Raw genomic sequence first — 25,419 nt, 5'->3', positions numbered from 1 at the left:
TTTTAGTTTTTGATAGTGTTTTAGTTTAATATATAATCTTATCAGATAAGATCTTTTCTTTATACCATGGATCTCCGGCCTCTTTGAGCAATAGGCCCATTTGCTTGCAAAGTATTTCGAATTCAGTTTTATGTTCTTCTACTGACAGGTTATTTAATTGATAAGGATCTTGTTTGTCGTCAAAAAATAATATGTCTTTTATTTGTTTTTTCTTGTCTATTGTGATGGCTAAAGTATAGCGTTCTGTCTTTATTCCTCTTGCTACTGGAAAGTATGATGTGACTATTCCTTCCTTGGTTTTTTCTCCATCCACATTTCTTATATAGAGAACTCCTTGAGGCATTCCTTTTTTTGAGTTTTTTCTTTTTAGATAGCTTGATAGGTCTTTACCTTGTACTTCTTCAGGTATTTCTTTCTTTAATCCGGACAGAGACAATAATGTTGGCATAATATCCGGCGAGGAGAGTAACAATGGGCTCACCTGTGGTTTCAATACTTTAGGGTAACGTACGATGAAAGGTACATTCATCGACTCTGTGTATGGAGAGTTTTTGGGATCCAGTACATGACTGGCCATTGTTTCTCCATGATCGGAAGAGAAAACAACAATAGTATTTTTGTCTAAGTTCAATTCTTTTAAAGCTTCCAATACCCTTCCAAATTCTCTGTCTACTCCCGTTACGGATGCAAAATAGAAAGGTGCACACTCTTGTTTTTCTTTCAGAGCAGGATTTACATTAGGACGTATTAATAATTCGCTGAGTGGTATATCTTTATATAAGTTATAGTCTTCCTCCATGCAATCATTAACCGATCTGTAGGGACTGTGAGGAGGATTTATACTCCAAACCAAGAAGAATGGTTTGTCAGCACTACGTTTTTCTTTCAGATATTCTATTACTTTGTCGGCCTCATGCTTAGGACTCCATTCTTTTATTTCGTGTTTTTTTCCCTCTGTGTCCCAATAATGAGGCGATTTGTGTACATCGAAAGTTCCATAAGAGTACCAATAACTAAAGCCATGACGATGTTCTGGAGATGTGTAGGCATCCCAGACCGGTTTTTCGTCACTCACATAAGTTCCCGGATTCTGAGGATTGTTAGGGGTTGGAAAATCGGCATGATACTTTCCTATATAGGCACATTGATATCCGTTGTTGTTGAAAACATCGCTGATAGTAGTTGCTTCTTTGTTCAGCGAACTGATAGGTCTGCTCTCATTACAGTTGAGGGTTATACCGCTTTTGTCAGGGTACATTCCTGTAAGGAACATCCCTCTGTGCGGACTGCTAAGAGGGCAATTGCTTTGTGCAGAGGATAATACAACCGATTCTTTTGCAAACTTATCTATATTGGGTGTATGTACAGGATCGGCAACAAAGTCTACATGCTCCTTAAACCCTTTGTTGTTCCAGAACTGCATAGCATGATTTCTGAACTGATCGGGGAATATGTATATAACATTTGGGTGTTTGTCTGTTTGAGCATATAAGCTTCCTGAGAAACAAATACCTGTTATTACTGATGATATTATTGATGATTTAGTCATAATTCTCTTTTGCTTCGATGCGGGGTTGCTGATGATTTTATTGCCAAAAAATAATCTTAAGAGTTTTTTCTGTATCACATGCAAAAGTATTAATTGCTATTCCAATAATATAAAATAAGGAATATTGTGTTTTTTTTACTTTCATGATGATATTGCAGGTTCTTTACATTCTTATTTAAACAAAAGTATATTATAAGATGTCATAATAGGGGGTAAAAAATGGTAAAAAACGTACAAAATAGTCCAAGTTGCGTAATACTATCTTCTAATACTTTCTGGTTGTTAATTTATGTTAATATTTTCTGTGTGCCTGTATTAAAAAAAGAAAATGGAGTATAAAGAGGCCATTTATGTCATTTCAAACTATTAATATTGCATTGCCTAGTTGAAATAATACTATGTATATTAACCAGTAAAACATAAGTCCCGCAGAGGGAGAAGGAGGACGATTGCAAAAGACCCTTTTTATAATAATATTTAGCTGTATATTTTCTAATATCTTGGCACAGGATATTACATTCCATCATTTAACTACAGATGATGGTCTTTCTCAGTCTTCAGCTGTCACCATGTATAAGGATGAGATTGGATTTATATGGATTGGCACCCGAGAAGGTCTCAACAGGTATAATGGTAATGGTATAAAAACCTACAAGTTGAGGAAAAATGATCCCAATAGTTTATTTTGTAATAATATATTCAGACTAGCAGGTGATCAGAAAGGTAAAATATTTGTATTAACCACAGAGGGGATTTGTGAATATGATATGAAGCATGACAGGTTCACTACTTTGTGGGAGGATGTGGATATTACTGCTGTGCATTATCATAATAAACTGTTTATTGGTAAGGGTAATGAGGTATATACCTTTGATGATAAGACCGGAAAGTTTGAGCTGTATTATCACTTCAATTCTCCCAAGTTGTCTATCTCTGCTTTACATATGGACGAATATGGAACTTTATATGTAGGTACAACAAATGATGGAGTCTATATCTTAAAGAGTAATAAACAGATAGAACATATTATTTCTATAAAAAGTAGTATTGCCGGTATTTATGAAGATTCTTCCGGTGATATTTGGATTGGCAGCTGGGAACATGGGTTGTTTATGATATCTAAGGGAAATGTGACAAACTTTGTGAATAATGCGAATGACAGGAATAGTATTATGTCCAATTTTGTCAGATCTTGTTGTGAAGATAATCAAGGCAATATCTGGATTGGAACATTTACCGGACTGGATAAATACAATAAACATACAGGAGAGTTCAGGCATTATCGAGTGAATAATAAACCGGATGGACTTACCAATTCTTCTATTTGGTGTATTATAAAAGATCATCAGGGAACATTGTGGCTTGGGACTTATTTTGGTGGAGTAAATTACTTCAACCCCGAATATGAAATATATACATGGTACAAACCTGCGTTAGATGAAAAAAATGGGCTGAGTTCACCTATTGTCGGGCGAATGGTCGAAGATAAGCATAAAAATCTATGGATCTGTACTGAAGGCAGTGGAGTAAATGTATATAGTAGAACCTCTAAAACATTCAAGTGGTATCGTCCCGATAGTAAGGGGAATAGTATTTCCGAAAATAATGTGAAGGCTATATATTATGATAAAGAAAATGACCTTATGTGGTTTGGTACGCATTTGGGAGGTCTGAACCGATTGGATCTACGGACAAATAAATTTACTCATTACCGGCATAGCCGCACCGATTCTACTTCTGTGTTCACAGACATTGTTCGCGATATTGAACCATATGACGATAAGTTGATTTTAGCCACTGGCAATGGTGTTTACATTTTCGATTCCAAGACAGGAAAGAGTGTTTCTTTATTCAAAGATGACAAAACCAATCTCTTGGTCAAAAATGTATTCGATATCTATGTAGACCATAAGAAAACGTTATGGATTTCTGTTTTAGGAGAAGGTGTGTTTGCTTATGATTTTATTACTCAAAAGTTGATTAATTATCGTCACGATCCTGCTGATCCTAAAAGTATAAGCAATAATAATATTAATAGTATAACGCAGGATAGTAACAATAATCTTTACTTCTGCACCTCTGGTCGGGGATTGGATATGTACAGATACGAAACCAATGATTTTGAAAATTTCGATTCTCAGGAAAATGGTTTATCCAGCGACTGTGTGTATAATGTCTGTGAATCTCGTCCCGGTGAACTGCTTGTTATCACCAATATGGGATTCTCTACTTTCGATCTGGAGAAAAAGCAGTTTCACAACTATAGTAAAAGAAATGGATTTCCTTTGTCTGCTGTTAACGAAAATGCTTTATATCTGACTCAGGATAAGGAAATATTTCTCGGGGGAGTAGAAGGAATGGTGTCTTTTCACGAACGAAATCTTAGTTTTACGAAGAAGCCCTATAATATTGTTTTTTCAAAGTTATTTATCAATGGAGAAGAAGTGAAGACCGGAGATGAAAGTGGTATTCTCGATAATTCGTTTTCGGAAACAACTGCTATTACATTGAAAAGTAATCATTCGATAATTAATATTGAATTTGCAACGTCAAATTATATTCTGGCCAATAAGGATGAATTAGTATATCGTCTCGAGGGCTTTTCTGACGAATGGACACCCGTACGAGACCTAAATAATATAACATATACTAATCTCAGTCCGGGAAAATATGTGCTTACCATCAGAAGCAGCAATCCCGATAACTCTAATGTGGAGGAAGCCAGCCTCAATATAGAGGTATTACCTCCATTCTATAAGACAACATTGGCATATTTTATTTACATTATACTTGTTGCCTCTATTTTGTTTTATTTTATCCGTTCCTATAAGCAGCGAATAAAGTTGCAAGCGTCTTTGGAATACGAACAGCGACATTTACAAGATATTGAAGACCTGAATCAGGCTAAACTTCGTTTCTTTACAAATATATCTCACGAATTCAGAACCCCGTTGACTCTTATTGTGGGGCAACTGGAACTTTTGCTGAATGTACAACGTTTCACACCGGGGGTATATAATAAGATATTGAAGGTATACAATAATAGCTTGCAGATGAAAGAGCTAATCTCCGAATTGCTTGACTTTAGGAAGCAAGAGCAGGGACATATGCATATAATTGTCTCTGAACACAATATAGTGGACTTCTTGTATGGAAATTATTTGTTGTTTGAAGAATATGCTGCCATGAAGCAGATAAATTTTATATTCAATAAGAATGATGAAGATATAAAAGTATGGTATGATGAAAAGCAAATGCAAAAAGTCCTCAACAATCTTCTATCCAATGCTTTTAAATATACTAATCCGGGTGACACTATTTCTATAAACATAATAAAGACTGAGAAAGAAATAATAATAGAGGTAACAGATACAGGGGTAGGAATAGCCGGTAAAGAATTAAATAAAATATTTGAGCGTTTCTATCAGATTGATATGCCCGAATCGGCAAATACAGGTACTGGAATTGGATTGGCATTGTCGAAAGGTGTTGTTGAGCTACATCATGGCGAAATAGAAATAGAGAGTTCACTGAATGAAGGTTCGGTCTTTCGTGTAAGATTGAAGCTAGGGAAAAGTCATTTTTCCGAAAATGAAATAAGTGAAGAGGGAGGTGATGGTACAAGTCTGGATGAAAATAGACAGGACCTACCTCTTGTGCAAACCGAAGAACTTGAAGATGCTGAGAGCGACATGTATTTGCAAGAGCACATAAAAGGAGCAAAAATGCTGATTGTAGAGGATAACGAATCTCTCAGAGACATGTTGGTTGGTATCTTCGAACCGTTTTATGAAATTGTAACAGCCGCCGATGGAGAAGAAGGTTTGGAGAAAGTAAATGCGGAAATGCCTAATATAGTACTTAGTGATATCGTAATGCCAAAAATGACAGGAACAGAATTGTGCAAAAATATAAAATCGAATATCGAAACATGTCATATTCCTGTCGTATTACTCACTGCTAGAGCTTCTGTAGAATATAATATAGAGGGATTGCGTATAGGTGCAGATGATTATATTGCTAAACCATTTAATGTAAGTATTCTTATTTCCAGATGTAACAATTTGGTAAATAGTCGTATTGTTCTTCAGGAGAAATTTAGTAAACAGCCACAGGTTACACCTCAAATGTTAGCGACTAATGCTCTGGACAAGAGTTTTTTGGATAAGGCTACTTCTATAGTCGAAAATAATCTCGATAATTCCGAATTCTCAGTAAATGATTTTGCATCGGAAATAGGAATGTCCCGTTCCAAATTGTTTACTAAGTTGAAGAGTATTACAGGGCAGACTCCTAACGACTTTATATTGATAATACGCTTGAAGAAGGCTGCCCTTTTATTGAAGAACAATCCTGAACTGACTATCTCCGAAATATCTATAATAGTAGGCTTTAATTCTCCCCGTTATTTTAGTAAATGCTTTAAAGATATCTATCATATTCGCCCGCTCCAATATAGAGGTGATAATATAAGTGAGGAATAGAGTTCTGTAACTATCTGTTGATTCTTCTATACTCAGACGGAGTTGTTCCTGTTATCTGTTTAAACATCGTACTGAAATAGCGCTGATAGGTAAACCCTGTTTCGTAGGCTATTTCAGTGATGCCATAGTCTGATTTAAGCAAAAGGAATATAGCACGCTCTATTCTCAATTTATTTATGTAGTCATTTACTCCCATATCAGTCAGGGCTTTTACTTTGTTGTAAAGAGATGCTCTGCTCATAGCCATATTATCGGTGAGGAATTTTACATCCAGATCAGGATTACTCATGTTAGTGTCGATAAGGCTTTTCAGTTTGGTCATAAATTCTTCATCCGCATTACTGAATGTAATATCAGCCGGGGACAGGCCGTCCACACTTTTCTTATATTTCAATTTTATAGCTTCTTTGTTTTTCAGAAGGTTTCTTATTACTGCGATCAATACCTTCACATCAAAAGGTTTAGACAAATAGGAGTCTGCTCCTAGTTTGTACCCTAAATAGGTACTGTCCGCATCGCTGCGTGCAGTTAATAGAATTACTGGAATATGACTTATGTCTATGTTACTCTTTACATACCGACAAAGCTCGTAGCCATTCACTTGAGGCATCATCACATCACTTACTATTATATCAGGATGCTTATCTTCTATTTTGTTGATTGCGTCTTTCCCGTTTTCTGATGTATATACATTTTTGAAAATGTTACTTAAAGAATCTTTCAGAAAATTACGAAAATCGGCATTGTCTTCTACAATTAGGAGGGAATATGAATCAGTAAGGAATATAGAATCGCTAGACCCTTGTGTCGAAGCTATTTCATCTATAGTTTGTTCTATTTCCGAAACATTTTGTATTTTCATATTGGGTTGCAATGGGAGTTCGAAGAAAAATGTAGCGCCTTGCTCGTTGTTGTATGCACCTATTGTTCCGCCTTGTTTCTCTATTAGTTTTTTCGCATACGAAAGTCCTATACCACTTCCTTTCTTGTTGTGATTGCCTTGATAAAAACGGGTAAATAGCTTATTGATATCAACATTGTTCAGTCCTATTCCCTGATCGGCGATAGAGATTTTTGCATTATTGCCTTCATTGATCGTAGATACTGTTATTTCGGTATCGGGTTCACTAAACTTTAATGCATTCATCAATAGGTTGGAGAGTACAATTCTTGACTTAGCCTCATCCAGCCATACCTGCTCTATGCTGTTGTCGAGATCGTAGATTATTTTGATGTTTCGTTCTTCAAATTCGGTACTGAAATCTTCAATTATCTTCTTTATCCAGGTATTTAATGAATGGGGAAACATTTGTAATGCTTCCAAGCCTGCTTCCGACTTGTTGATGTCGAGTACCATATTGATGATGTCTTTCATCTGTGCAGCTTGTCTAAATATGGCTGAAAGTTGCTTCTTTAAAATATTGTCCTTTATAGCATCGTTGTTGTCCAGCAATCTTTTCAGAGGAGCATAGATAAGTGATAGAGGGGTTCTTAGTTCATGACTGATATTGATAAGGAAGCGTATTTTTTCTTCGTTTATAGTCTGTTCGTATGCCCGCATTCTCCATTTTAGCCTGCGTTCTTTTTTCTTTATAATCGCATATGAAATATAGATGATAAGAAATATAAGACAGAGTAGAGCCATACTGAAAAACATTGAGGTCTTATACCAGGGCGGCGATACAGTAAGTGATACTATCGTTACCGGATTAGTCCATTCTCCACTTTTGGTATTGCATGAGACTTTTATCAAATAATTTCCGGGAGGAAGAAGAGGCAGGCTTAGGTTATGATTATATGATTCTATATACAGATTATTTGTACCCTCTATACTATATCTGAACAAAGTTTTCTGAAATACATCTTTTTCGTTCAGGTTCACTTTTATCTCCAACGAAGTGTAGCCGGATGGTACCGAGAGAATCTTATTTTTATCTCTCTTGCTCAGATAGGATTTTCCATTGAGTATAATATCCGATAATTGTATGTTGGGATGAGTGGCGTCGTCGTACGAGATATTTTTGTTTATCTTCACAAGGCCGTTTGTTCCTCCCAGATATATGTTTTCTGTGATTGAAGGCTTTTGATACATAAACAGTACTTCATTAGAAGAGAAGCCATCCGATTCGCCCCATATTATAAATCGTTTTTCATCTATTATGTAAGAGAAAAGCATATTTTGCGCACTGATCCATAATTTACCGTTTTTGTCTAAAAACAAGTTGGATATATTGGTAAATAGGTTGGTGTCTATTCGCTTTTGTACATTTCTGTTTATATCAAAATAGCTTAAACCCTGATTGGAGCCTATCCAAAATATTCCTTTGCCATCGTAGCATGCCGAGTTTATAACTTCCTGAGGTGGTAAAGAAAATAATATACGCAGGCTATCATCCTGTTGTTTGATTTCGAAGACCTGATTCTTTTTTATTAGAAAAGAACTATTTTTATCAGTATATGTAAGATACATTGCACTCGGATTTATCTTATTTTCGTCTACTTTTACATAACTGAAATTTTTCTTGATAGGATTATATATTATTGCTTTTTGAGAAAGGATGTAGATTTTGTCATCGGCTACCCGATGTACCAAAGGAAGGAAGCCTGAAAAACATTCTCTTGCATTTGTTGCTTTGTCTATAATTGTAAAAGGCTTGTATACTCCGGTCGATTTATTGAACGAAAACACTCCTTTGCCATATACGGATATTAAAAGTTCACTCTTTGACAGATCTGTGATAGATGCTATCTTATCTCCATATGTAGATGTGAAATGTTTAAACTGTCCTGAATGAGGATTGTATGCGTTTATTCCGCCACCATCCGTTCCAATCCATAATATTTCCTCCTCGTCCTCAAAAAGGCTTATTACGACCTTTTCACTGATTCCGTTCGTGTTACTCAATGTTACATCTTTATATACATTGATGTGTGTCTCTTTTATTCCCAGCAACCCTCCTCTTACGCTTCCTGCCCATAAGTTGTTCCCTCTGTCGTTATACAATACTGTGATAGAGTTTACAGGAAGAGAAGCAGCATCGCCGGGTATATGCTGTATTGCAGAGAATGACTTATTCTTTTTGTTCAGTATATTTATTCCACCGCCGTCTGTTGCCATCCAGATATTTCCGTCCTTTTCGGTTATATCCAGAATAATATCGTTATTTAGTTGTGAGTTTTCAGTTGTATAGTGTGCTATTTGTTTGCCGGTGTGGTCTATACAATACAAACCTTTCTTATAGACGGATATGTATATATACTTGTCATTGTCAACGTACATAGACATAAGACCGGGAAATGTGCCAAAAGACAACTTGTTTATTTGTTTATTCGGCAGGTCACATAAGAATAGCCCTTTTTCTCTGGTTCCTACCAATACTTTGTTTTCTTTTGTTTTGTGTAGTTCTATAATATCATAATCCTCAGATACGTTGAAATCGTCAATACCTTTGATAAATATATTCTCTATTTGTTTTGTATCATATCTGTATTTGTAAATGACCTTTTTCCCTCCAAAGATGATACCGTTGTCAACAAGAGCTGAGGTAAAGATAGCCTCTTGGGTGATTAATGTAAATTCATCTTTTTCGTAACTGTACATGGCTAATCCACCATTCCCCGATATCCATATATTCCCGATCGAGTCTTCTGCAATATGATAAATATAGTTTCCCGGTAGAGATTTCTTATTCTTCTTGTCGTTGAAATACGATTTTAGTTCGTTTCTGTCAAGGCTGTTTAGCCCCGATCGGGTACCAATCCATAAAATACCTCTGTGGTCTCTCATCAGTGAAGTTACACTCGACTGAGACAAACCTTGTTCTATATTAATCTGTTTGAAATAATAATTGATCTTATTATTTCCTGTTGTAGTCAATGAAAACAATATAGATATAAAAATAGATAATAGGCCGGTGTGTTTTTTCATACATTAAGTACGTATTAATATTTAATGCCGCATTTTAAAAACCCTAACCAACAATTAGTGCTATACATGAATGAGCAAAAAATAGGTTTGAGACCTTAACGGAAGCCTCCCCTCAAAACTATGTCAAATATAATATAAATAAATAGTAGCAAATGTCTAATTATACAAATCAGGATGTATTTTAGACGATACAAGACTTATTTAACATTATCAAAGAATACTTTTACATACATAAGTAATGATGCCGTTAAGCGAAGATTTTCTATAAGATCTTTAAAATACTGAAGAATGAAAAACAAATTGTGCATAAACCTCAAATGAAAATTTCTATGAAAAAACTTTATTATCTTCTTTTACTGGTCATATTTAGCTGTCCGGCTTTTGCCCAGCAGCAAATAATAAATGGCCTTGTTCTGGAATCTCCTTCTATGGAACCGTTGCCCGGAGCTTCGGTTGTAGTAAAAGGAACCACCAACGGACAATCGACCGATATCAATGGTAAGTTTACGATTAAGGCTTCTTCTGGGCAAGTCCTAGTCGTCTCTTTTATTGGTATGGCTACACAAGAAATAGATGTAACACAGAATATGTCTTCTGTAAACATAACATTGTTGCCCGAAACAATGGATATAGACGAAGTCGTCGTAGTCGGATATGGTACTACCCGAAAACGGGATTTAGCAGGAGCCATCACTTCTCTAAAAACTAACGAGATAAAAGCCGGGGTAGTAACTGATATGTCCCAATTTCTGAAAGGACGTGCGGCAGGAGTACAGGTAAAACAAAACTCTTTAGAGCCCGGAGGAAGTATATCTATACGGGTTCGTGGAGCTTCGTCAGTAAGTTCTAATAACGAGCCGCTTTATGTAATAGATGGTTTTCAGACAGATAATTCTTACCAAATAAATCCGGAGGATATACAATCTATAGAAATATTAAAGGATGCTGCAGCAACCGCAATTTACGGATCGAGGGGCGCAAACGGAGTAGTTCTTATTACTACTAAAAGAGGAGTAAGAGATCAATATAGTGTTGAATATTCTTATAATTCTTCTATCAAAAAATTGAAGAACCCATGGGAATTGATGGGAGCGAGAGATGTGATTAATTATAATATGAAGGTTTGGGAAGATAATGGGAGTTCAGGAAATCCACCATATACAGAAGAACAACTTAAATATACAGGAGCAGGTGCCGATTGGCTGAAACTGACTACACGCGATGGGCAGACTCAGAGCCATCAGGTTTCTATCAGTGGAGGTAGTGATAGGATGACCATGTTTATTTCAGCAAACTATACTGACGATGAGGGAATTCTTTTAAATACAGATTATAATCGCTTTAGCGGTCGTATGAATCTTGATTACAAACTAAATAGCGCAGCTCGTTTTGGAGCAAGTATGTTTTTGGTGAAAAATAAGAAGACATATCAGAATATGGGAACTAATGCGGCGAACAATAATATCATGTACCGCATATTTATGCTCTCACCTTTGGTATATCCTGATGGTATGAATGTATTTGGCGAGAGAGAAAGAAAGCCGGCTATATTTGATGAAATAAATGATCTGGATCAAAAGCAGACCGGTAACAATGTATATGCCACATTGTATAGTGAAGTAGATATTCTGAAATCACTTACAGCGAGAGTACAGTATACATATAGTCACGACCAGTCGAAACAACAACAATATTATCCTCAGTCTACAAATGTAGGATTGGCCGAAGGAGGAATAGCTTTTATTTCTAACGAACAATACGATAAAGGCCAATTAGATGCACTACTTACATGGCATCAGAAATTTGCAGATATGCACGACATAAAGTTATTGGGAGGTTTCAATCATACCAAATTAGTAAGTGAGGCTAACGAGATGCAGGCAACCGGTTTTTCTACCGACCAGTTTGGTTACAATAACATTGGCTTAGCTCAAAATATAGGCTGGATAGGTTCGGGTAAGGCTGAGAACACTAAGCAATCATTCTTTTCACGTCTCGAATATGTATTGAATGATAAATATATATTTAATGCCTCTTTCAGAGCCGATGGAGCTTCTCACTTTGGTGCTGGCAACAAATGGGGATATTTTCCTTCAGGATCTTTTGCGTGGCAACTTGGAGACGAATCGTTTATGAATTTTATTAAACCTACATTTTACGATCTGAAACTCAGAGCTAGTTACGGAATAACAGGTAATGACGGTATACGTTACTATCAGTCTTTATTCCAGTTTTCGGTGCGAGACGTATATTTAGGTGGCGATGTGTTGGTAAAAGGTATGTTTCCTTCCAATCCTGAAAATGCTAATTTGAAATGGGAGTCTACAGCACAACTCGATTTAGGAATTGATTTTTCGCTGTTGAATAAGCGTATCGAGGTCAATTTTGACTACTATCGTAAAAAGACAAAAGATTTATTGAACCCTATAGCTGTTTCATCTTCTACAGGTGGATTGACTACTATGATGGGAAATAATGGGGAGATAGAAAATAAAGGGTTCGAATTATTTGTGAAATCAAACAATCTGAAAAGTAAAGACTGGAGTTGGTCTACATCTCTTAATCTTTCCCGAAACAAAAATAAGGTGCTGAAACTGAATAAGGGTGAAGCTCGTTTCGAATCGTTACGTCCTCATGGAAATTATGAATTTCAAGAATATGTGATGCTCAAAGAAGGTTTTCCTCTAAGCTCGCTATATGGATATGTTTTCGATGGCATAATTCAGACAGGAGAGACTTATTCTGCTCAACCGACTTCTGTACCCGGAGATGTTAAGTTTAAAGATCTGGATGGAGATGGCATTATAACTAATAACGACCGAAAGGTAATTGGAGATGGCAATCCGGATGTAATAATCGGTTTAGGAAACAATTTTACTTATAAAGATTTCGACTTCTCATTCTTCATAGAATCGTCCATAGGTAATGAACTGCTAAATCTTACTCGTATTCTGCTCGAAGATCAGAACAGATTACAGGAATCTGCCGACAGATGGACACAGCGAAATCCATCTACAACTATCCCTCGCAACGGATATAATAAGTTTGCCGGCATGAAGTATGGTTCTTATATCAATTCACGTTTTGTGGAAGATGCCAGCTATGTAAGACTTCAGAATATAGAAATGGGCTATTCTTTACCATTACGAAAATGGGGTAATATGAGCAAATATATTAAAAATATGAGGGTATTTGTCGGTGCTCAGAATTTAATTACTATAACTGGCTACAAGGGCTTCGACCCCGATGTTAGTACCAATGGAGGAAGTGCTGTGTCACAGGGGCTTGATTTTAGTTCTTATCCGGCATACAGGATGTTTAATTTCGGAGCAAAAATAACTTTCTAAAACATTAATGACTATGAAAAAAATATATATCACCATATTGTTTCTAGCCGGAATAATATATTCGTGCAACGACTTGGATGAAGTAATATATACCTATACCGACCAAAATGCTTTTGTGACTCAAGATAATGCTATAGAAGCTGTAAATGGTATCTATCAGCCTTTACATTCCGTATCGGCAAGAGCTATTTTCTATCTCAACGATATGACTACCGATGCATGTTTTAAAAAAGAAATGGATACAGAGCTGCTAAATGAGCTGAAAATGAGCGATAACGGTGATGTTGCCAATTCTTGGTTAGGGTACTACCAAATGGTGGGCAGGGCTAATATCGCTATTGATAATATTCCTACTATACCCGACGAAAGATTTGTCGCTGCTAAGCCTGCTAAAAACAGACTTATAGCTGAGGCTCACTTTATGAGAGCATTTGCCTATTATCAGTTAACCGATCTGTTTTATACAGTGCCTCTTATTGTTAACAGTAAGATAGCTGTCGACACCAAGATTCCGCCATCCTCTATCGAAGATATTGAGCAGCAAATAGAATATGACTTGCTGATGGCAAAAAATTCTCTACCTCAAGATTATGGTACTACGGCAGATGCAGGGCGTCCGACTTTAGGGGCCACCTATGGTATGCTTTGTCGATTATACATGCGTGCTGCCGGTAGAACCAGACTTAATGGAGGAGATGCAACGGCTAAATGGCAATCGGCTTTGCATTATGCAAATGAAGTATTAACACTGCGTGATAAAGGCGTGTATTCGTTGCAGCCAAAAGTTTGGAATGTATTTGATCCGTCGAAAGACGAGACTTTATACAACAATGAAATTCTTTTTGCTGTACGCTCACGCAAAGATCTGCCAAATGGAAGTTCTGATATAGGGATGAATTTTACTCCTTGGAATTACGACATGGGTTGGGATTTGTTTAGTGTTCCTCTCGAACTTGCTTGGAAATTTGATAAAGCCGATCAGCGTTTTACAGAATTGTTGGTGACAAATTTTAAAAACGTATACGATGAACCTATCTATTATAGGATACCTGCATCTATAGAAGAAGTAGGAAAAGTATATGCTTTGAATGTTCCTTCCGCTGGGGAAAGGACTCTTGAGTTAGATGCTGCCTATACCAAGAAATATAAATATTTGCGTCCTGGAAGCTATAATTATAACACTAATAATAATATGGTAATCTTGCGTTTAGCCGATATCATCTTATGCAAAGCCGAAATATTAAACGAACTGAATGGACCATCTCAGGATGCCTTGAATCTGGTGAATAATATACGTGAACGTGCTTTCCAAAACACCACGCATAACCTACAACTGATAAACTACACTTCGAAAGAAGGGTTGCGTAGCGCTATCTGTGACGAACGTCTGTTCGAATTAAATAATGAAGGTTCGAGACGTCCCGATCTTATAAGAATGGGGCTGTGGAAAAACCGGATGGATGGCTACATCGCTCAGATCAAGACAAAATCGGAGTGGCGCAAGCAGAATAGTACAGATCCTAATGCCGATTTTAGTTCCGAATGGAAAGTCTATCCTAACGATTTGAAAGAAAATGATATAAGGAGATATTTCCCCGTTCCTAAACGAGAGTCGGATTTGAATCCCGCATTACTTAATTGCCGAACCTTTACCAAATAAAAAATAAATAAAAATAGAGAAATGAGAAGTATTCTGTTACTTATTACTATTCTGTCTATCATGTCAATACCTGTTGTAGCTCAGCAGACTAAAGACAACCGCTGGGATTTCGATTCGCTTGATGGGTGGGTTTATGCCCATCAGGATGACAATCCTAACAATCAGACCGGTATAGAAGATTGTAAACTCCGTATATACACCAGAGCGGGTTCTGTGGATAGAAAGAAAGTACGCACTCTTGACAAAATATATACTACGGGACGATATACATGGAGAGTCTATATCTCGGATATGGGTATTGGCGATCAGGCAAGTATAGGGGCATGGGTATACCATGACGATGAACACGAAATAGATTTTGAAATAGGTTATGGTAAGAAAGAAGTCAGAGATCAGCTCAAAGCCCAATCCGACGATTTGGTTGCATATATGACTACACAGGCTAACCCCTTTCAGTCTACCCCCGTACTTCTGAAAAAAGGATGGCATACGTTTGAGATAGATCTGACTCTTGTAGAGGGTAAATATTTGGTGCAATGGATTATAAATAATGTAGTGGTTTCGTCTGTACAACAAACATATGGAACAGAATATCCATTCTTTATATACTGTAGTGTCGAGAATCTTAAGTTTATCGGAGACCATATTTCTTCGAAAGAGAATTATGCGCTTTATGACTATGTAAAATACGTGTTTCACGATTGATAGAATTAACTTTTAATGAAAATAATATGAAAGAAATATACAAATATGTACTTGCAATATCTGTGATCGGCTTTCTGGGGCTGAGTACAGCATGCAATGATGGAGACAAAGACAGTCTTTACACAGACGATCCCGGCACTGCTGTAAAACAAGGAACTTACAATGAGGCTAAGGCTAAAACATGGGATTTTAATACTTTAGATGGGTGGGTGCATGCTAATCAAGGAGAAAATGCAGATGTTCCACAATCCTTTATAGAGGATGGCAAGCTTAAAATATTTACCCATGCACGTACACAAGAGCGTAAGAAAGTGCGAACCCCTCAGCAATATGGGGCAGGACGATATATTTGGCGTGTATATGTTTCCGATTTAGGTATGGGAGACAGGGCTAGTATTGGAGCTTGGCTTTACAATGATGACGAGCACGAGATAGACTTCGAAATTGGTTCAGGAACTGCGGCCGATAGAGCAGAACTTAATGCAGCAGATGACGAAGTCGTTGCTTATATGACCACTCAGGCTAATCCGCACAATCATGTGAAAACTAAAATAAAGAAGAATGCATGGCATACTTTTGAAATAGATTTGTCTTTAGTGGATGGAAAGTATCTTGTGAAATGGATCATTGACGGAGCTCCGGCTGTACTTATACAACAGACCTTTGGTGAAGAATATCCTTTTTTTATATTTTGCAGTGTCGAGAATCTGAAATTTGTAGGAGATCATTGGCCTAAACAAGACAATTATGCACTCTATGACTATGTGAAATACATACCGTACGATTATGCAATGGAGCCTGTAACTCCGACAGATCCAATAACTCCGGTTGATCCGGAACCGGAACCTATGCCGGACGAAACTGTTATATGGGATTTTAATAACATTGATGGATGGCAGCAGAGTAGTAATATTGGGGCTGATGGAAAAGACTTCATAAAATTCGAAAATGGAATAGTTTCTCTCACTATCGATCCTGCTTATGTGGGTATGAGCCGAAATAATCTGGAATCGCTTACTGCCTATGGTACGGGTAAATATGTTTGGAAAGTAATAATTCCTGAAATGGAAACTGCCGCACGTTTTACTACAGGTGGTATGTTGTACACATCTAATGAAGATAAAGGGTATCATGCTTTAGGTATGACTGCCATGTATGGAACAGCAGGCAACAGAGCCGATTATAGTATTCCTGCCGATAAACTGGTTCTGCGCCTTTCTTCAGACCAATCTCCCGAAATGGAAGTGTATAAACCTATTGCACCGGGTGAATATGAGTTTGTTATCGAGCTGACTGTCGTAGATGGAAAATATAAAGCTAGCTGGTTACTTGACGGAGAATCTATTTATACAAAAGATCTATGGTATGGTCCTTCAGATGTAAACTTCAAAATAATATGTTCGTCAGGACAGTTGAAGTGGTGGGGAGACAAAGATATGACTCGTAGTAATACAGGCAAATTCGACTATGTGAAATATACTTCATATTAATTTGAACAATAAATGTAGCTACCTGAATAGAAGAGGGTAGCTACATTAAATAAAGAGAACTATTATGAAATTATTGAAATATACTATACTAATCTTTGCTGTGATACTTGTATCATGTTCTGATGAGCAAAGCGGATCTGTAGCTCCGGCAGAACTTATAAAATCGGTAAATGCCTCTGTGAACAGCAGTAATGCCCTCAGAGTAGATGTAGCTATTGAATTTCGAAAGAAAGTTACTTATCAGATTGAATATTGGAAACAAGGCAGCGATAAGAATAAAAAAACAACATTGGCTGTAGATGCTTCTTCTTCGGCTCTGTCTACTTTAGTCTTTTTAGAACCTAACATGTTCTACGATTTTCAGATTCTGGCTTCTACTGAAAGTGCCAGCACGATATCGGAAGTCTATACATTCCGTACCGGAACACTCCCGGGCAACATATCGACATATACATTGCCTGTAGATAATATGGAAACTGATTTACCCGGTTATATATTGTTAGCAAAAAGAGATAGTCCCGGTTTTATCGCTGTTACCGATACAAAAGGCACTGTAGTATGGTACGAAAGTGTACCTAAGGGTGTGAGGGTTGTTAACTACGATCCAAAAACAAAGTATTTTGTGGCCATTACAGGTGGGAATTCCGAAAAGGCATATGCCGGAGATGGGGTTTTCGTTGTAGACCTTTGTGGAAATGTGATCTTAGACAGAGAATCTAAAAAGCTTTATCCTCATCACGACAGTCGTCTATTGCCCGATGGAGATATTATTCTGGTAAATTATGTGCCTAAGAAATATGACTTGTCTTCTCAGGGTGGTGGAACAGAGGATATTGTATGGGGCGATGGATATACTATTATGGATATAAATGGTAACATAAAGAAACAATGGGATTGCTTTAATGAGTTAAACCCACAAAATGATCCGGATATAATGAAGACGAAAGGAGATTGGTTGCACGCAAATTCTGTCAACTACGATTCGGAAGGTAACTATTATATGACATTCAATGCTCCCAGCGAATTGTGGAAAATAGACAAACAAACAGGTGCAGTCTATTATCGTGTTGGCCGAAAAGGAAATGTTGCAATGGATGCTGCGGGCTTTGCTAATGGCTTGCATAGCCCTTATCTCCTTGATGTGAACAAGATTCTGGTGTTAGATAACGGCAGCAATACAGGAACATCCCGTGCACTAGTCTACTCGGTTGATCAGACTGCAAAGAAAGCAACAGTCTCTTTCGAAGTTGCTTTTCCTAAAAAGTATGGATCAGCCAACAGAAGTAATGCTCAAATAATAAAAGATAACCTTATTGTGCTTGGATCCAGTACAGCAATGTCTGTCGTATTTACCGACTTTGAGGGAAAAGTATTGCGCGTTATCGGATGTAATTATCCTCCTTTTAGAGCTGATTATATACCGGAAATTAAATATTGAAAAACTAATTATACATAGAATATCATGCGAAGATTCTCTTTATTTACTTGGGGCATTATACTTATTGGCCTGACTATATTTACATCCTGCCAAAAGGAAACAATAACGGCAGATTATAACGTTATCCCTCTGCCTCAGCAAATTGAGATGAAAGATGGTAGTCCATTTATGATTAAAAAATCTACAGTTATTGTATTTCAACAGGGAAATGAGAAATTGAAAAAGACAGCTGGTTTTCTTGCTGAATATATTCTTTATTCTACAGGGCTATCCTTGTCTGTAACTGATGAAGAAAGACAGGAAGATGCAATCGTTTTGAAAACAAATTTTGCGAATGCAAACAGCGAGGCTTATAAAATTTCGGTCGATCATAGCCATGTCATTATAAATGGAAGTAGCGAAGCTGGTACGTTTTATGGTGTGCAGACTTTGAGAAAATCTATAACAGCAGAGACGAAAGATAGGAATGTTTTACTTCCGGCAGTAGAAATTACGGACTATCCCCGCTTTGCATATCGGGGGATGATGCTGGATGTTGCTCGCCATTTTTATTCGGTCGAATTTGTGAAGAAATACATAGACATATTAGCATTGCATAATCTCAATCGTTTCCACTGGCATCTGAGCGATGATCAGGGGTGGCGTATAGAGATTAAGAAACGCCCGTTACTTACTGAAGTCGGATCGAAGCGAAAAGAGACTCTCATAGGACTTCTATATGACAAGCCTCAGCAATATGATGGTAAGCCTTATGGCGGATTCTATACACAGGAAGAGATTAAGGAGGTAGTGAAATATGCTGAAGAGCGTTCTATCACTGTAATTCCTGAAATAGATCTGCCTGGTCACATGCTGGCAGCACTCACTGCATACCCTGAATTGGGATGTACAGGTGGCCCTTACGAAGTAGCTACCAAATGGGGTGTCTTTGATGATGTGTTATGTGTTGGCAATGATGAAGTATTTAACTTTCTTGAAGATGTATTTAGCGAGATTGTAGAATTGTTCCCTTCCAAATATATTCATGTTGGAGGAGATGAGTGCCCCAAAACCAAATGGAAAACGTGTCCTAAATGCCAAGCCAGAGTAAAAGCGCTGGGTTTGAAAGCCGATAAGGATCATTCAGTGGAAAATAAATTACAAAGCTATTGTATTAGCCGTGTCGAAAAATTTCTGAATAGCAAAGGACGTGAAATTATAGGATGGGACGAGATTCTCGAAGGAGGATTGGCTCCGAATGCCACAGTAATGTCGTGGCGGGGAACCGAAGGTGGAATTGCTGCTGCAAGGCTGCATCACGATGCTATAATGACACCTCACTACAATCTGTATTTCGACTATTACCAGTCGGAAGATAAAGCGAATGAGCCGTTAACTATCGGAGGCTATGTACCTATCGAAAAAGTATATAACTATGAGCCTGTTCCTGAGATATTGAGCGATGAAGAGAAAAAATATATAATCGGAGTGCAGGCTAATATGTGGACCGAATACAGAAATACGGATGAAGGTATCGAATATATGGTTTTGCCTCGTATTGCGGCTTTGTCAGAAATACAGTGGACAATGTCTGAGAAGAAAAATTATGTATTCTTTTTGTCCCGTTTGGGCAATCTTTTTTCTTTTTACACTAAGGCAGGATATAATACGGCAAAACATGTTTATGAAGTATATGCAAAAATAGATAAAGACAGGGATAATAAGAGTATGTCAGTTACTCTGGCATCTGTAGGTAATTCACCAATCTATTATACATTGGATGGTACTGAACCTACCAAAAACAGTGTGCAATATAGTGAGCCTATTCTCATCTCTACTGATACTCAACTGAAGGCAATAGCACTGCATCCTGACTATAAGAGTAAGGTATATACCAAAGACTTTATTTATAATAAGGCAACATTGAGTAGCGTTTCTTTATTAACCAATCCTAATCCGAAGTATACATATACCGGAGCTGCTCTTCTTACAGATGGTTTTCGCGGCGGTGTCAACTATGATGATGGCACATGGGTAGGATTTAGTGGAAATGGTATGCAGGCGGTTGTCGACTTAGGTACAGGAAAAGAGATATCGTCTGTTCGTGTAGGTACTCTTGTAAATACTACCGAATGGATTTTTGGAGCTACAGGTATTGTTGTAGAGGTGTCGGATGATAATAAGGTATTTCAAAGAATAGCTCAAAAGACATATCCTGTGGTACCAGTAGATTTTAAGCCTCAGCCTGTAAACACAAATATCAATTTCAATCAGGTTAAAACCCGCTATGTGAAAATAACAGTAGAGAACACAAGAGATATTCCTTCTTGGCATGATGGTAAAGGTCAGAAGGCCATGCTTTTTGTAGACGAGATAGAAATTAATTAAGATAAAAATCCGTAAATATACATGCTATAGCAGATTCCTGTTACGGGATTATTCTTTCTCTTTTAATTAATAAAAGTGAATTTTTTGATTAAATTAACATTATAGGTTTTTGTTCGTATCGGGCTTGAAATTATCTTTGTGACTCATTAAATAAAACAAACATATGAAACAATTAACAGACAATTTGAATGAACTGTTTGCCGAGTTTGCAAAAGATGCAGCATCGCAAGTAGAAAGTGGAAACAAAGCAGCCGGTACACGTGCAAGAAAAACGTCTTTGGCTATCGAAAAAGCATTAAAAGAATTCCGTAAAGTTTCGGTTGAAGCTTCAAAGAAATAATAGCTGTTTCTAAAAAAACAAGAGGCGTCCGATTTAGGGCGCCTTATTTGTTTTTATATGTGTATTTTCCTTAAAGAGGAATCGAAGCTTGTTTGTACCAAGTATTATCATTATTTTTCGACAGTCTTTAAATAATGGCTAAGTATTGATTTTCGTATTTTCCTGAAATAATAAATTAAACATGTCTGCATACGCTAACTTCATATCTCCCTTTGCTCGTCCTTTATATGTAATGCTTAAACCGATAGGTGCGGTATGCAATCTGAGGTGTAAGTATTGTTATTATCTGGAGAAGAAAGATTTATATCCCGAAGCGAAAAATTATGTGATGAGAGACGAAATACTGGAAAAGTTTATCGAACAGTATCTCAATTCGCAGACAATGCAGCAGGTGCTTTTCACTTGGCATGGAGGTGAAACCCTTATGCGCAATAAAGATTTTTATGTGAAGGCATTGGCTTTTCAAAAAAAATATGCAAGAGGTAGGCAAATAGATAATGCTATACAAACCAACGGAACATTGCTGACAGACGACTGGTGTCGCTTCTTTAAAGACAATAATTTCCTTGTAGGTATTTCTGTCGATGGACCTCAACATTGTCACGATGTATATCGTCGGACAAGAGATAATCGTCCTTCTTTTTTCAATGTAATGAAGGGTATCTCTCTTCTCAAAAAACATGATGTAGAATTCAATATAATGGGAGTGGTGAATGACTATAATGTCGATTTTCCATTAGAATTTTATAACTTCTTTAAGAGTATAGATTGCCATTATATTCAGTTTGCTCCCATCGTTGAGAAGATTGATGGTAAATTAGCGTCATGGAGCGTTCCTTCCGAAAAATGGGGAGACTTCCTTATTGCTATTTTCGACGAATGGGTAAAAGAAGATGTAGGTAATTACTATATACAATACTTCGATTCTACTCTGGCCAATTGGGTAGGGGAGCAACCCGGAGTCTGCACTTTAGCTAAAACATGCGGACACGCCGGAGTAATGGAGTTTAACGGCGATGTATATGCCTGCGACCATTTTGTATTTCCCGAATATAAGATAGGTAATATAAAAAATAATACGCTCACAGAAATGATGTATTCCGAGAAACAGGTTAATTTCGGAAACGATAAGTTTGATAAACTTCCGGCTCAATGTAAAAGTTGCAATTTCCTTTTTGCCTGCTATGGAGAATGTCCTAAGAATAGAATAATAGAAACTGCAACGGGCGAAAAAGGACTAAATTATCTATGTAAAGGCTATTACAAATTCTTTAATCATGTAGCCCCTTACATGGAATTTATGAAGAATGAGCTGAAAAATCAGCGTTCACCAGCCAATATAATGAAGGCTCTGAAATCCGGCAGTTTTAGATAGATATATCCATAATTAAGATATAAAAGCTCATGAATTTCTCATGGGCTTTTTTGTGTTAGTATATAATAGAGAATATGAAAGAAAACGGCTTGTAGTTCAGGATTAAAATATTCTGAAGTTTATCTCATAGTGAAACAAATGTGACAGATTATTTGTTTTTAAGAGTATACATTTGTCTTGTAAAGTTATAAAAAACGTGAATCGGTAGTTGAAATTATTTTTGTGCAGTGTATAATCACTATTCATTATTGGAATCAGTAAACTTTATCTGTAAAGAAAATATCTTTTTCCGTATAATGTTAAAAGTGACAAGTGAAAAACCAGAGGAAAGTGTAACTTTTGTCACTTTTTAGTTAAAATATAGACTGCAGCTACGGATAAAATAGTCATTTTAAAGGAAATCAATTTCTGATTCGCATTAAAAACAATTAATTATGAATGATATATTTGAAAAAGGTAAAATTTTAACATTAGAAGCTCTTGTCGATTACTCGGAAGGTGGTATTGTCAGCAAACAAATTCTTAAGAGCAGTGCCGGAAATATAACTTTGTTTTCTTTTGACAAAGGGCAGGGGTTGAGTGAGCATACTGCTCCGTTCGATGCCATGGTGCAAATACTGGATGGAAAAGCCGAAATTAGAATTGGGGGTACACCTTTCCTTTTAGGACAAGGGGAAACAATCATTATGCCTGCCAATATCACACATGCTTTATCGGCAGTAGAAAGATTTAAGATGTTATTAACAATGATTAGAGGCTAAAACATTATGAGCGAGATTATAAATAATTCACAGAAAAGGAAAGAACTGTTGAAGCATCTTATCCTTCAACTTCACAATAATGAGGCACCCGAGGTGGTGAAAAACCGATTGGTAGAATTATTGCGCTCTGTACCATATAACGAAGTTGTAGAGGTAGAGCAAGAGCTTATTTCGGAAGGATTGCCCGAAGAAGAAGTTTTACGCCTATGCGATATACATGCTATGGTACTGGATGGCAATATAGATACATCGGCTGCAAAAACAGTGCCTGCCGGACATCCTGTCGATACTTTTAAACGTGAAAACCGAGCATTGGAAGAGTATATACAGAAAGCTAAAGATTTGTTCAATAGAGGAAATAAGCTTAAGGATGAGGAAGTAAAAGGATATTTACTGCAATTGAAAGGAATCTTCAATTTTCTGTCGGATGTAGACAAGCACTATAAAAGAAAAGAATATCTTCTGTTTCCTTTCCTGGAAAAAGCTGGTATAACAGGGCCTCCTAAAGTGATGTGGGGCAAACATGACGAAACACGAGCTCTGTTAAATGCAGCACATGAAGCTCTTTCTTCGAATGAGGATGTAGCAGCAGAAGAAGTGCCCGAACTTATATTGATGCTCCTTCTGCCTGCGGTGGAGGCTATAGAAGGTATGATAATGAAAGAGGAAGAGATTTTATTGCCGATGAGCCTCGATACGCTCAAGGATGAAGATTGGTATCAGATCTATCGCGAAACACCTCAGTTTGGTTTTGCACTGTACGACCCTCAGGATGAATGGAAGCCCGCCGAAATAGAAGTGAGCGAGCCTGACTATATCGAAGGAGATGCTATTCGGGTTTCGTCCGGAAGCTTTACTGTAAAAGAATTGGAAGCAATGTTTAGGATGTTGCCTGTAGATATCACATTTGTAGACAAAAACGATAAGGTTAAATTCTTTTCGCATGGAACTAAAAAAGTGTTTGACCGCAATCGCTCTATAATAGGCAGAGATGTACGACTATGTCATCCTCCCGGAAGTGTACACATTGTAGAGCAAATAATTAATGATTTCAAAAGCGGTAAAGAAAATAAAGCGGCATTTTGGATATCTTCATTTATGGGACAGTTCGTTTATATAGAGTATACTGCCCTTAGAGGAAAAGATAATGAATATTTGGGCGTAATGGAAGTCACTCAGAATATAACAGAAATGAGAGCTTTGGAAGGAGATCAGCGATTGCTTTCATATGCAGATAGGTGATGAAGCTCGACATCAATCTGCAAACGAAGGTGGCAGCCTTACTGGAAGATTACCCCGAACTGGAGAGTAAACTTATAGAGCTGTCTCCGGCTTTTGCCAAGCTGAAAAACCCTGTGCTTCGCCGTACCATAGCGAAAGTTACTTCTTTGCAGCAAGCAGCTTCTGTGGCAGGTATAGTGCCAGCACTACTTATACAAGAACTTCGATTGGCAGCAGGTTTGTCTGTCTTTCAGTACAGTGGCGAAGAGGGTGGGGTAGATGGTACGGAAGCAATGCCTGACTGGTATGATGAAAGCAAAATCGAGATTCGTTTCGATGCTCGTCCATTGATAGAGGCTGGAAAAGCTCCTATGCAAGATATATTGAAACTGTCTTCAGAATTAGAGAAAGGTTCGATAATGGAAGTTGCAACTCCTTTCAGGACTATTCCTGTTATAGATATTCTCAGATCGAAAGGTTTTGCTGTATGGATAAGAGATGACAATAGCTTTTTTGTGTACAGATAAGCATATATAATTGAGAGAAGAAGAAAGCCTGAGATGCTATTCTCAGGCTTTCTCTGCTTTAATACAATTTATTTTATTAGCCTTTCCTTAAAATGTAAAACCCATGAATCATCACGACTCACAGGTTTTGGATTGAAGACAAAATTTGCAAAATCCTTTTTGAATTTGCAAGATACTAGAATGGAAAAACCATCTAATCTCACGACTTATAATTTCCCTTTTTAACA

Annotated in this window: 14 protein-coding genes; 12 read left to right on the top strand and 2 right to left on the bottom strand. The window is 37.1% G+C overall.

Going from position 1 to position 25,419, the window contains the following annotated elements:
* Positions 1 to 25 precede the first annotated feature (25 nt).
* The gene (locus BGC7_RS12110; RefSeq protein WP_082206697.1) at positions 26 to 1,549 is read right to left on the bottom strand and encodes a sulfatase family protein; all 1,524 of its coding nucleotides are present in this window, start codon (positions 1,547 to 1,549) and stop codon (positions 26 to 28) included.
* Between the two features lie 449 nt (positions 1,550 to 1,998).
* Here BGC7_RS12110 and BGC7_RS12105 point away from each other — a divergent pair, with 449 nt between their 5' ends.
* The gene (locus BGC7_RS12105) at positions 1,999 to 6,033 is read left to right on the top strand and encodes a hybrid sensor histidine kinase/response regulator transcription factor (RefSeq protein ID WP_050701861.1); all 4,035 of its coding nucleotides are present in this window, start codon (positions 1,999 to 2,001) and stop codon (positions 6,031 to 6,033) included.
* 10 nt (positions 6,034 to 6,043) lie between these two features.
* On the opposite strand, the gene BGC7_RS12100 is transcribed toward BGC7_RS12105, so the two are convergent.
* Positions 6,044 to 9,961: a hybrid sensor histidine kinase/response regulator transcription factor gene (locus tag BGC7_RS12100; RefSeq protein ID WP_050701860.1), complete on the bottom strand. Its 3,918-nt coding sequence runs from the start codon at positions 9,959 to 9,961 to the stop codon at positions 6,044 to 6,046.
* Between the two features lie 329 nt (positions 9,962 to 10,290).
* Between BGC7_RS12100 and BGC7_RS12095 the strand changes: the two genes are divergently transcribed.
* From BGC7_RS12095 to BGC7_RS12045, 11 genes are all read left to right on the top strand, one after another.
* On the top strand, positions 10,291 to 13,308 hold the full coding sequence (locus BGC7_RS12095) for a SusC/RagA family TonB-linked outer membrane protein (RefSeq protein WP_050701877.1): 3,018 nt from the start codon (positions 10,291 to 10,293) through the stop codon (positions 13,306 to 13,308).
* A gap of 13 nt (positions 13,309 to 13,321) precedes the next feature.
* The gene (locus BGC7_RS12090; protein ID WP_082206701.1) at positions 13,322 to 14,968 is read left to right on the top strand and encodes a RagB/SusD family nutrient uptake outer membrane protein; all 1,647 of its coding nucleotides are present in this window, start codon (positions 13,322 to 13,324) and stop codon (positions 14,966 to 14,968) included.
* Positions 14,969 to 14,989: 21 nt separating this feature from the next.
* Positions 14,990 to 15,673, top strand: coding sequence for a LamG domain-containing protein (locus tag BGC7_RS12085; RefSeq protein WP_050701858.1), 684 nt, complete (start codon positions 14,990 to 14,992; stop codon positions 15,671 to 15,673).
* A gap of 26 nt (positions 15,674 to 15,699) precedes the next feature.
* Positions 15,700 to 17,163, top strand: a complete 1,464-nt coding sequence (locus BGC7_RS12080; RefSeq protein ID WP_157258713.1) for a toxin-antitoxin system protein — start codon at positions 15,700 to 15,702, stop codon at positions 17,161 to 17,163.
* A gap of 64 nt (positions 17,164 to 17,227) precedes the next feature.
* Positions 17,228 to 18,601 (top strand): aryl-sulfate sulfotransferase, encoded by a 1,374-nt coding sequence (locus BGC7_RS12075; protein WP_082206696.1) that lies wholly within the window; start codon positions 17,228 to 17,230, stop codon positions 18,599 to 18,601.
* Between the two features lie 24 nt (positions 18,602 to 18,625).
* Positions 18,626 to 20,968, top strand: coding sequence for a glycoside hydrolase family 20 protein (locus BGC7_RS12070; protein WP_050701855.1), 2,343 nt, complete (start codon positions 18,626 to 18,628; stop codon positions 20,966 to 20,968).
* 163 nt (positions 20,969 to 21,131) lie between these two features.
* Positions 21,132 to 21,308: a histone H1 gene (locus BGC7_RS12065; RefSeq protein WP_050701854.1), complete on the top strand. Its 177-nt coding sequence runs from the start codon at positions 21,132 to 21,134 to the stop codon at positions 21,306 to 21,308.
* Between the two features lie 181 nt (positions 21,309 to 21,489).
* A complete protein-coding gene (locus tag BGC7_RS12060) occupies positions 21,490 to 22,683 on the top strand; it encodes an anaerobic sulfatase-maturation protein (RefSeq protein WP_050701853.1) in 1,194 nt (397 codons plus the stop codon).
* Positions 22,684 to 23,117: 434 nt separating this feature from the next.
* Entirely contained in the window at positions 23,118 to 23,444 is a 327-nt protein-coding gene (locus BGC7_RS12055; RefSeq protein WP_050701852.1) for a cupin domain-containing protein, read from the top strand.
* 6 nt (positions 23,445 to 23,450) lie between these two features.
* The gene (locus tag BGC7_RS12050; protein WP_050701851.1) at positions 23,451 to 24,686 is read left to right on the top strand and encodes a DUF438 domain-containing protein; all 1,236 of its coding nucleotides are present in this window, start codon (positions 23,451 to 23,453) and stop codon (positions 24,684 to 24,686) included.
* A complete protein-coding gene (locus BGC7_RS12045; protein ID WP_050701850.1) occupies positions 24,686 to 25,192 on the top strand; it encodes a DUF1858 domain-containing protein in 507 nt (168 codons plus the stop codon). The genes BGC7_RS12050 and BGC7_RS12045 overlap by 1 nt, the downstream gene beginning before the upstream one ends.
* Positions 25,193 to 25,419: the final 227 nt, after the last annotated feature.

Source organism: Dysgonomonas sp. BGC7, assembly GCF_001261735.1.
GTDB lineage: Bacteria > Bacteroidota > Bacteroidia > Bacteroidales > Dysgonomonadaceae > Dysgonomonas.
Note: the sequence above shows the minus strand (reverse complement) of the source record. Positions and strands in the feature narration are given on the sequence as shown.

What these genes read in the sequence shown, in the direction of transcription:
- BGC7_RS12110 (WP_082206697.1), bottom strand. Translation starts at nt 1,549, where the DNA reads ATGACTAAATCATCAATAATATCATCAGTAATAACAGGTATTTGTTTC.
- BGC7_RS12100 (WP_050701860.1), bottom strand. Translation starts at nt 9,961, where the DNA reads ATGAAAAAACACACCGGCCTATTATCTATTTTTATATCTATATTGTTT.
- BGC7_RS12095 (WP_050701877.1), top strand. Translation starts at nt 10,291, where the DNA reads ATGAAAAAACTTTATTATCTTCTTTTACTGGTCATATTTAGCTGTCCG.
- BGC7_RS12090 (WP_082206701.1), top strand. Translation starts at nt 13,322, where the DNA reads ATGAAAAAAATATATATCACCATATTGTTTCTAGCCGGAATAATATAT.
- BGC7_RS12085 (WP_050701858.1), top strand. Translation starts at nt 14,990, where the DNA reads ATGAGAAGTATTCTGTTACTTATTACTATTCTGTCTATCATGTCAATA.
- BGC7_RS12080 (WP_157258713.1), top strand. Translation starts at nt 15,700, where the DNA reads ATGAAAGAAATATACAAATATGTACTTGCAATATCTGTGATCGGCTTT.
- BGC7_RS12075 (WP_082206696.1), top strand. Translation starts at nt 17,228, where the DNA reads ATGAAATTATTGAAATATACTATACTAATCTTTGCTGTGATACTTGTA.
- BGC7_RS12070 (WP_050701855.1), top strand. Translation starts at nt 18,626, where the DNA reads ATGCGAAGATTCTCTTTATTTACTTGGGGCATTATACTTATTGGCCTG.
- BGC7_RS12065 (WP_050701854.1), top strand. Translation starts at nt 21,132, where the DNA reads ATGAAACAATTAACAGACAATTTGAATGAACTGTTTGCCGAGTTTGCA.
- BGC7_RS12060 (WP_050701853.1), top strand. Translation starts at nt 21,490, where the DNA reads ATGTCTGCATACGCTAACTTCATATCTCCCTTTGCTCGTCCTTTATAT.
- BGC7_RS12055 (WP_050701852.1), top strand. Translation starts at nt 23,118, where the DNA reads ATGAATGATATATTTGAAAAAGGTAAAATTTTAACATTAGAAGCTCTT.
- BGC7_RS12050 (WP_050701851.1), top strand. Translation starts at nt 23,451, where the DNA reads ATGAGCGAGATTATAAATAATTCACAGAAAAGGAAAGAACTGTTGAAG.
- BGC7_RS12045 (WP_050701850.1), top strand. Translation starts at nt 24,686, where the DNA reads ATGAAGCTCGACATCAATCTGCAAACGAAGGTGGCAGCCTTACTGGAA.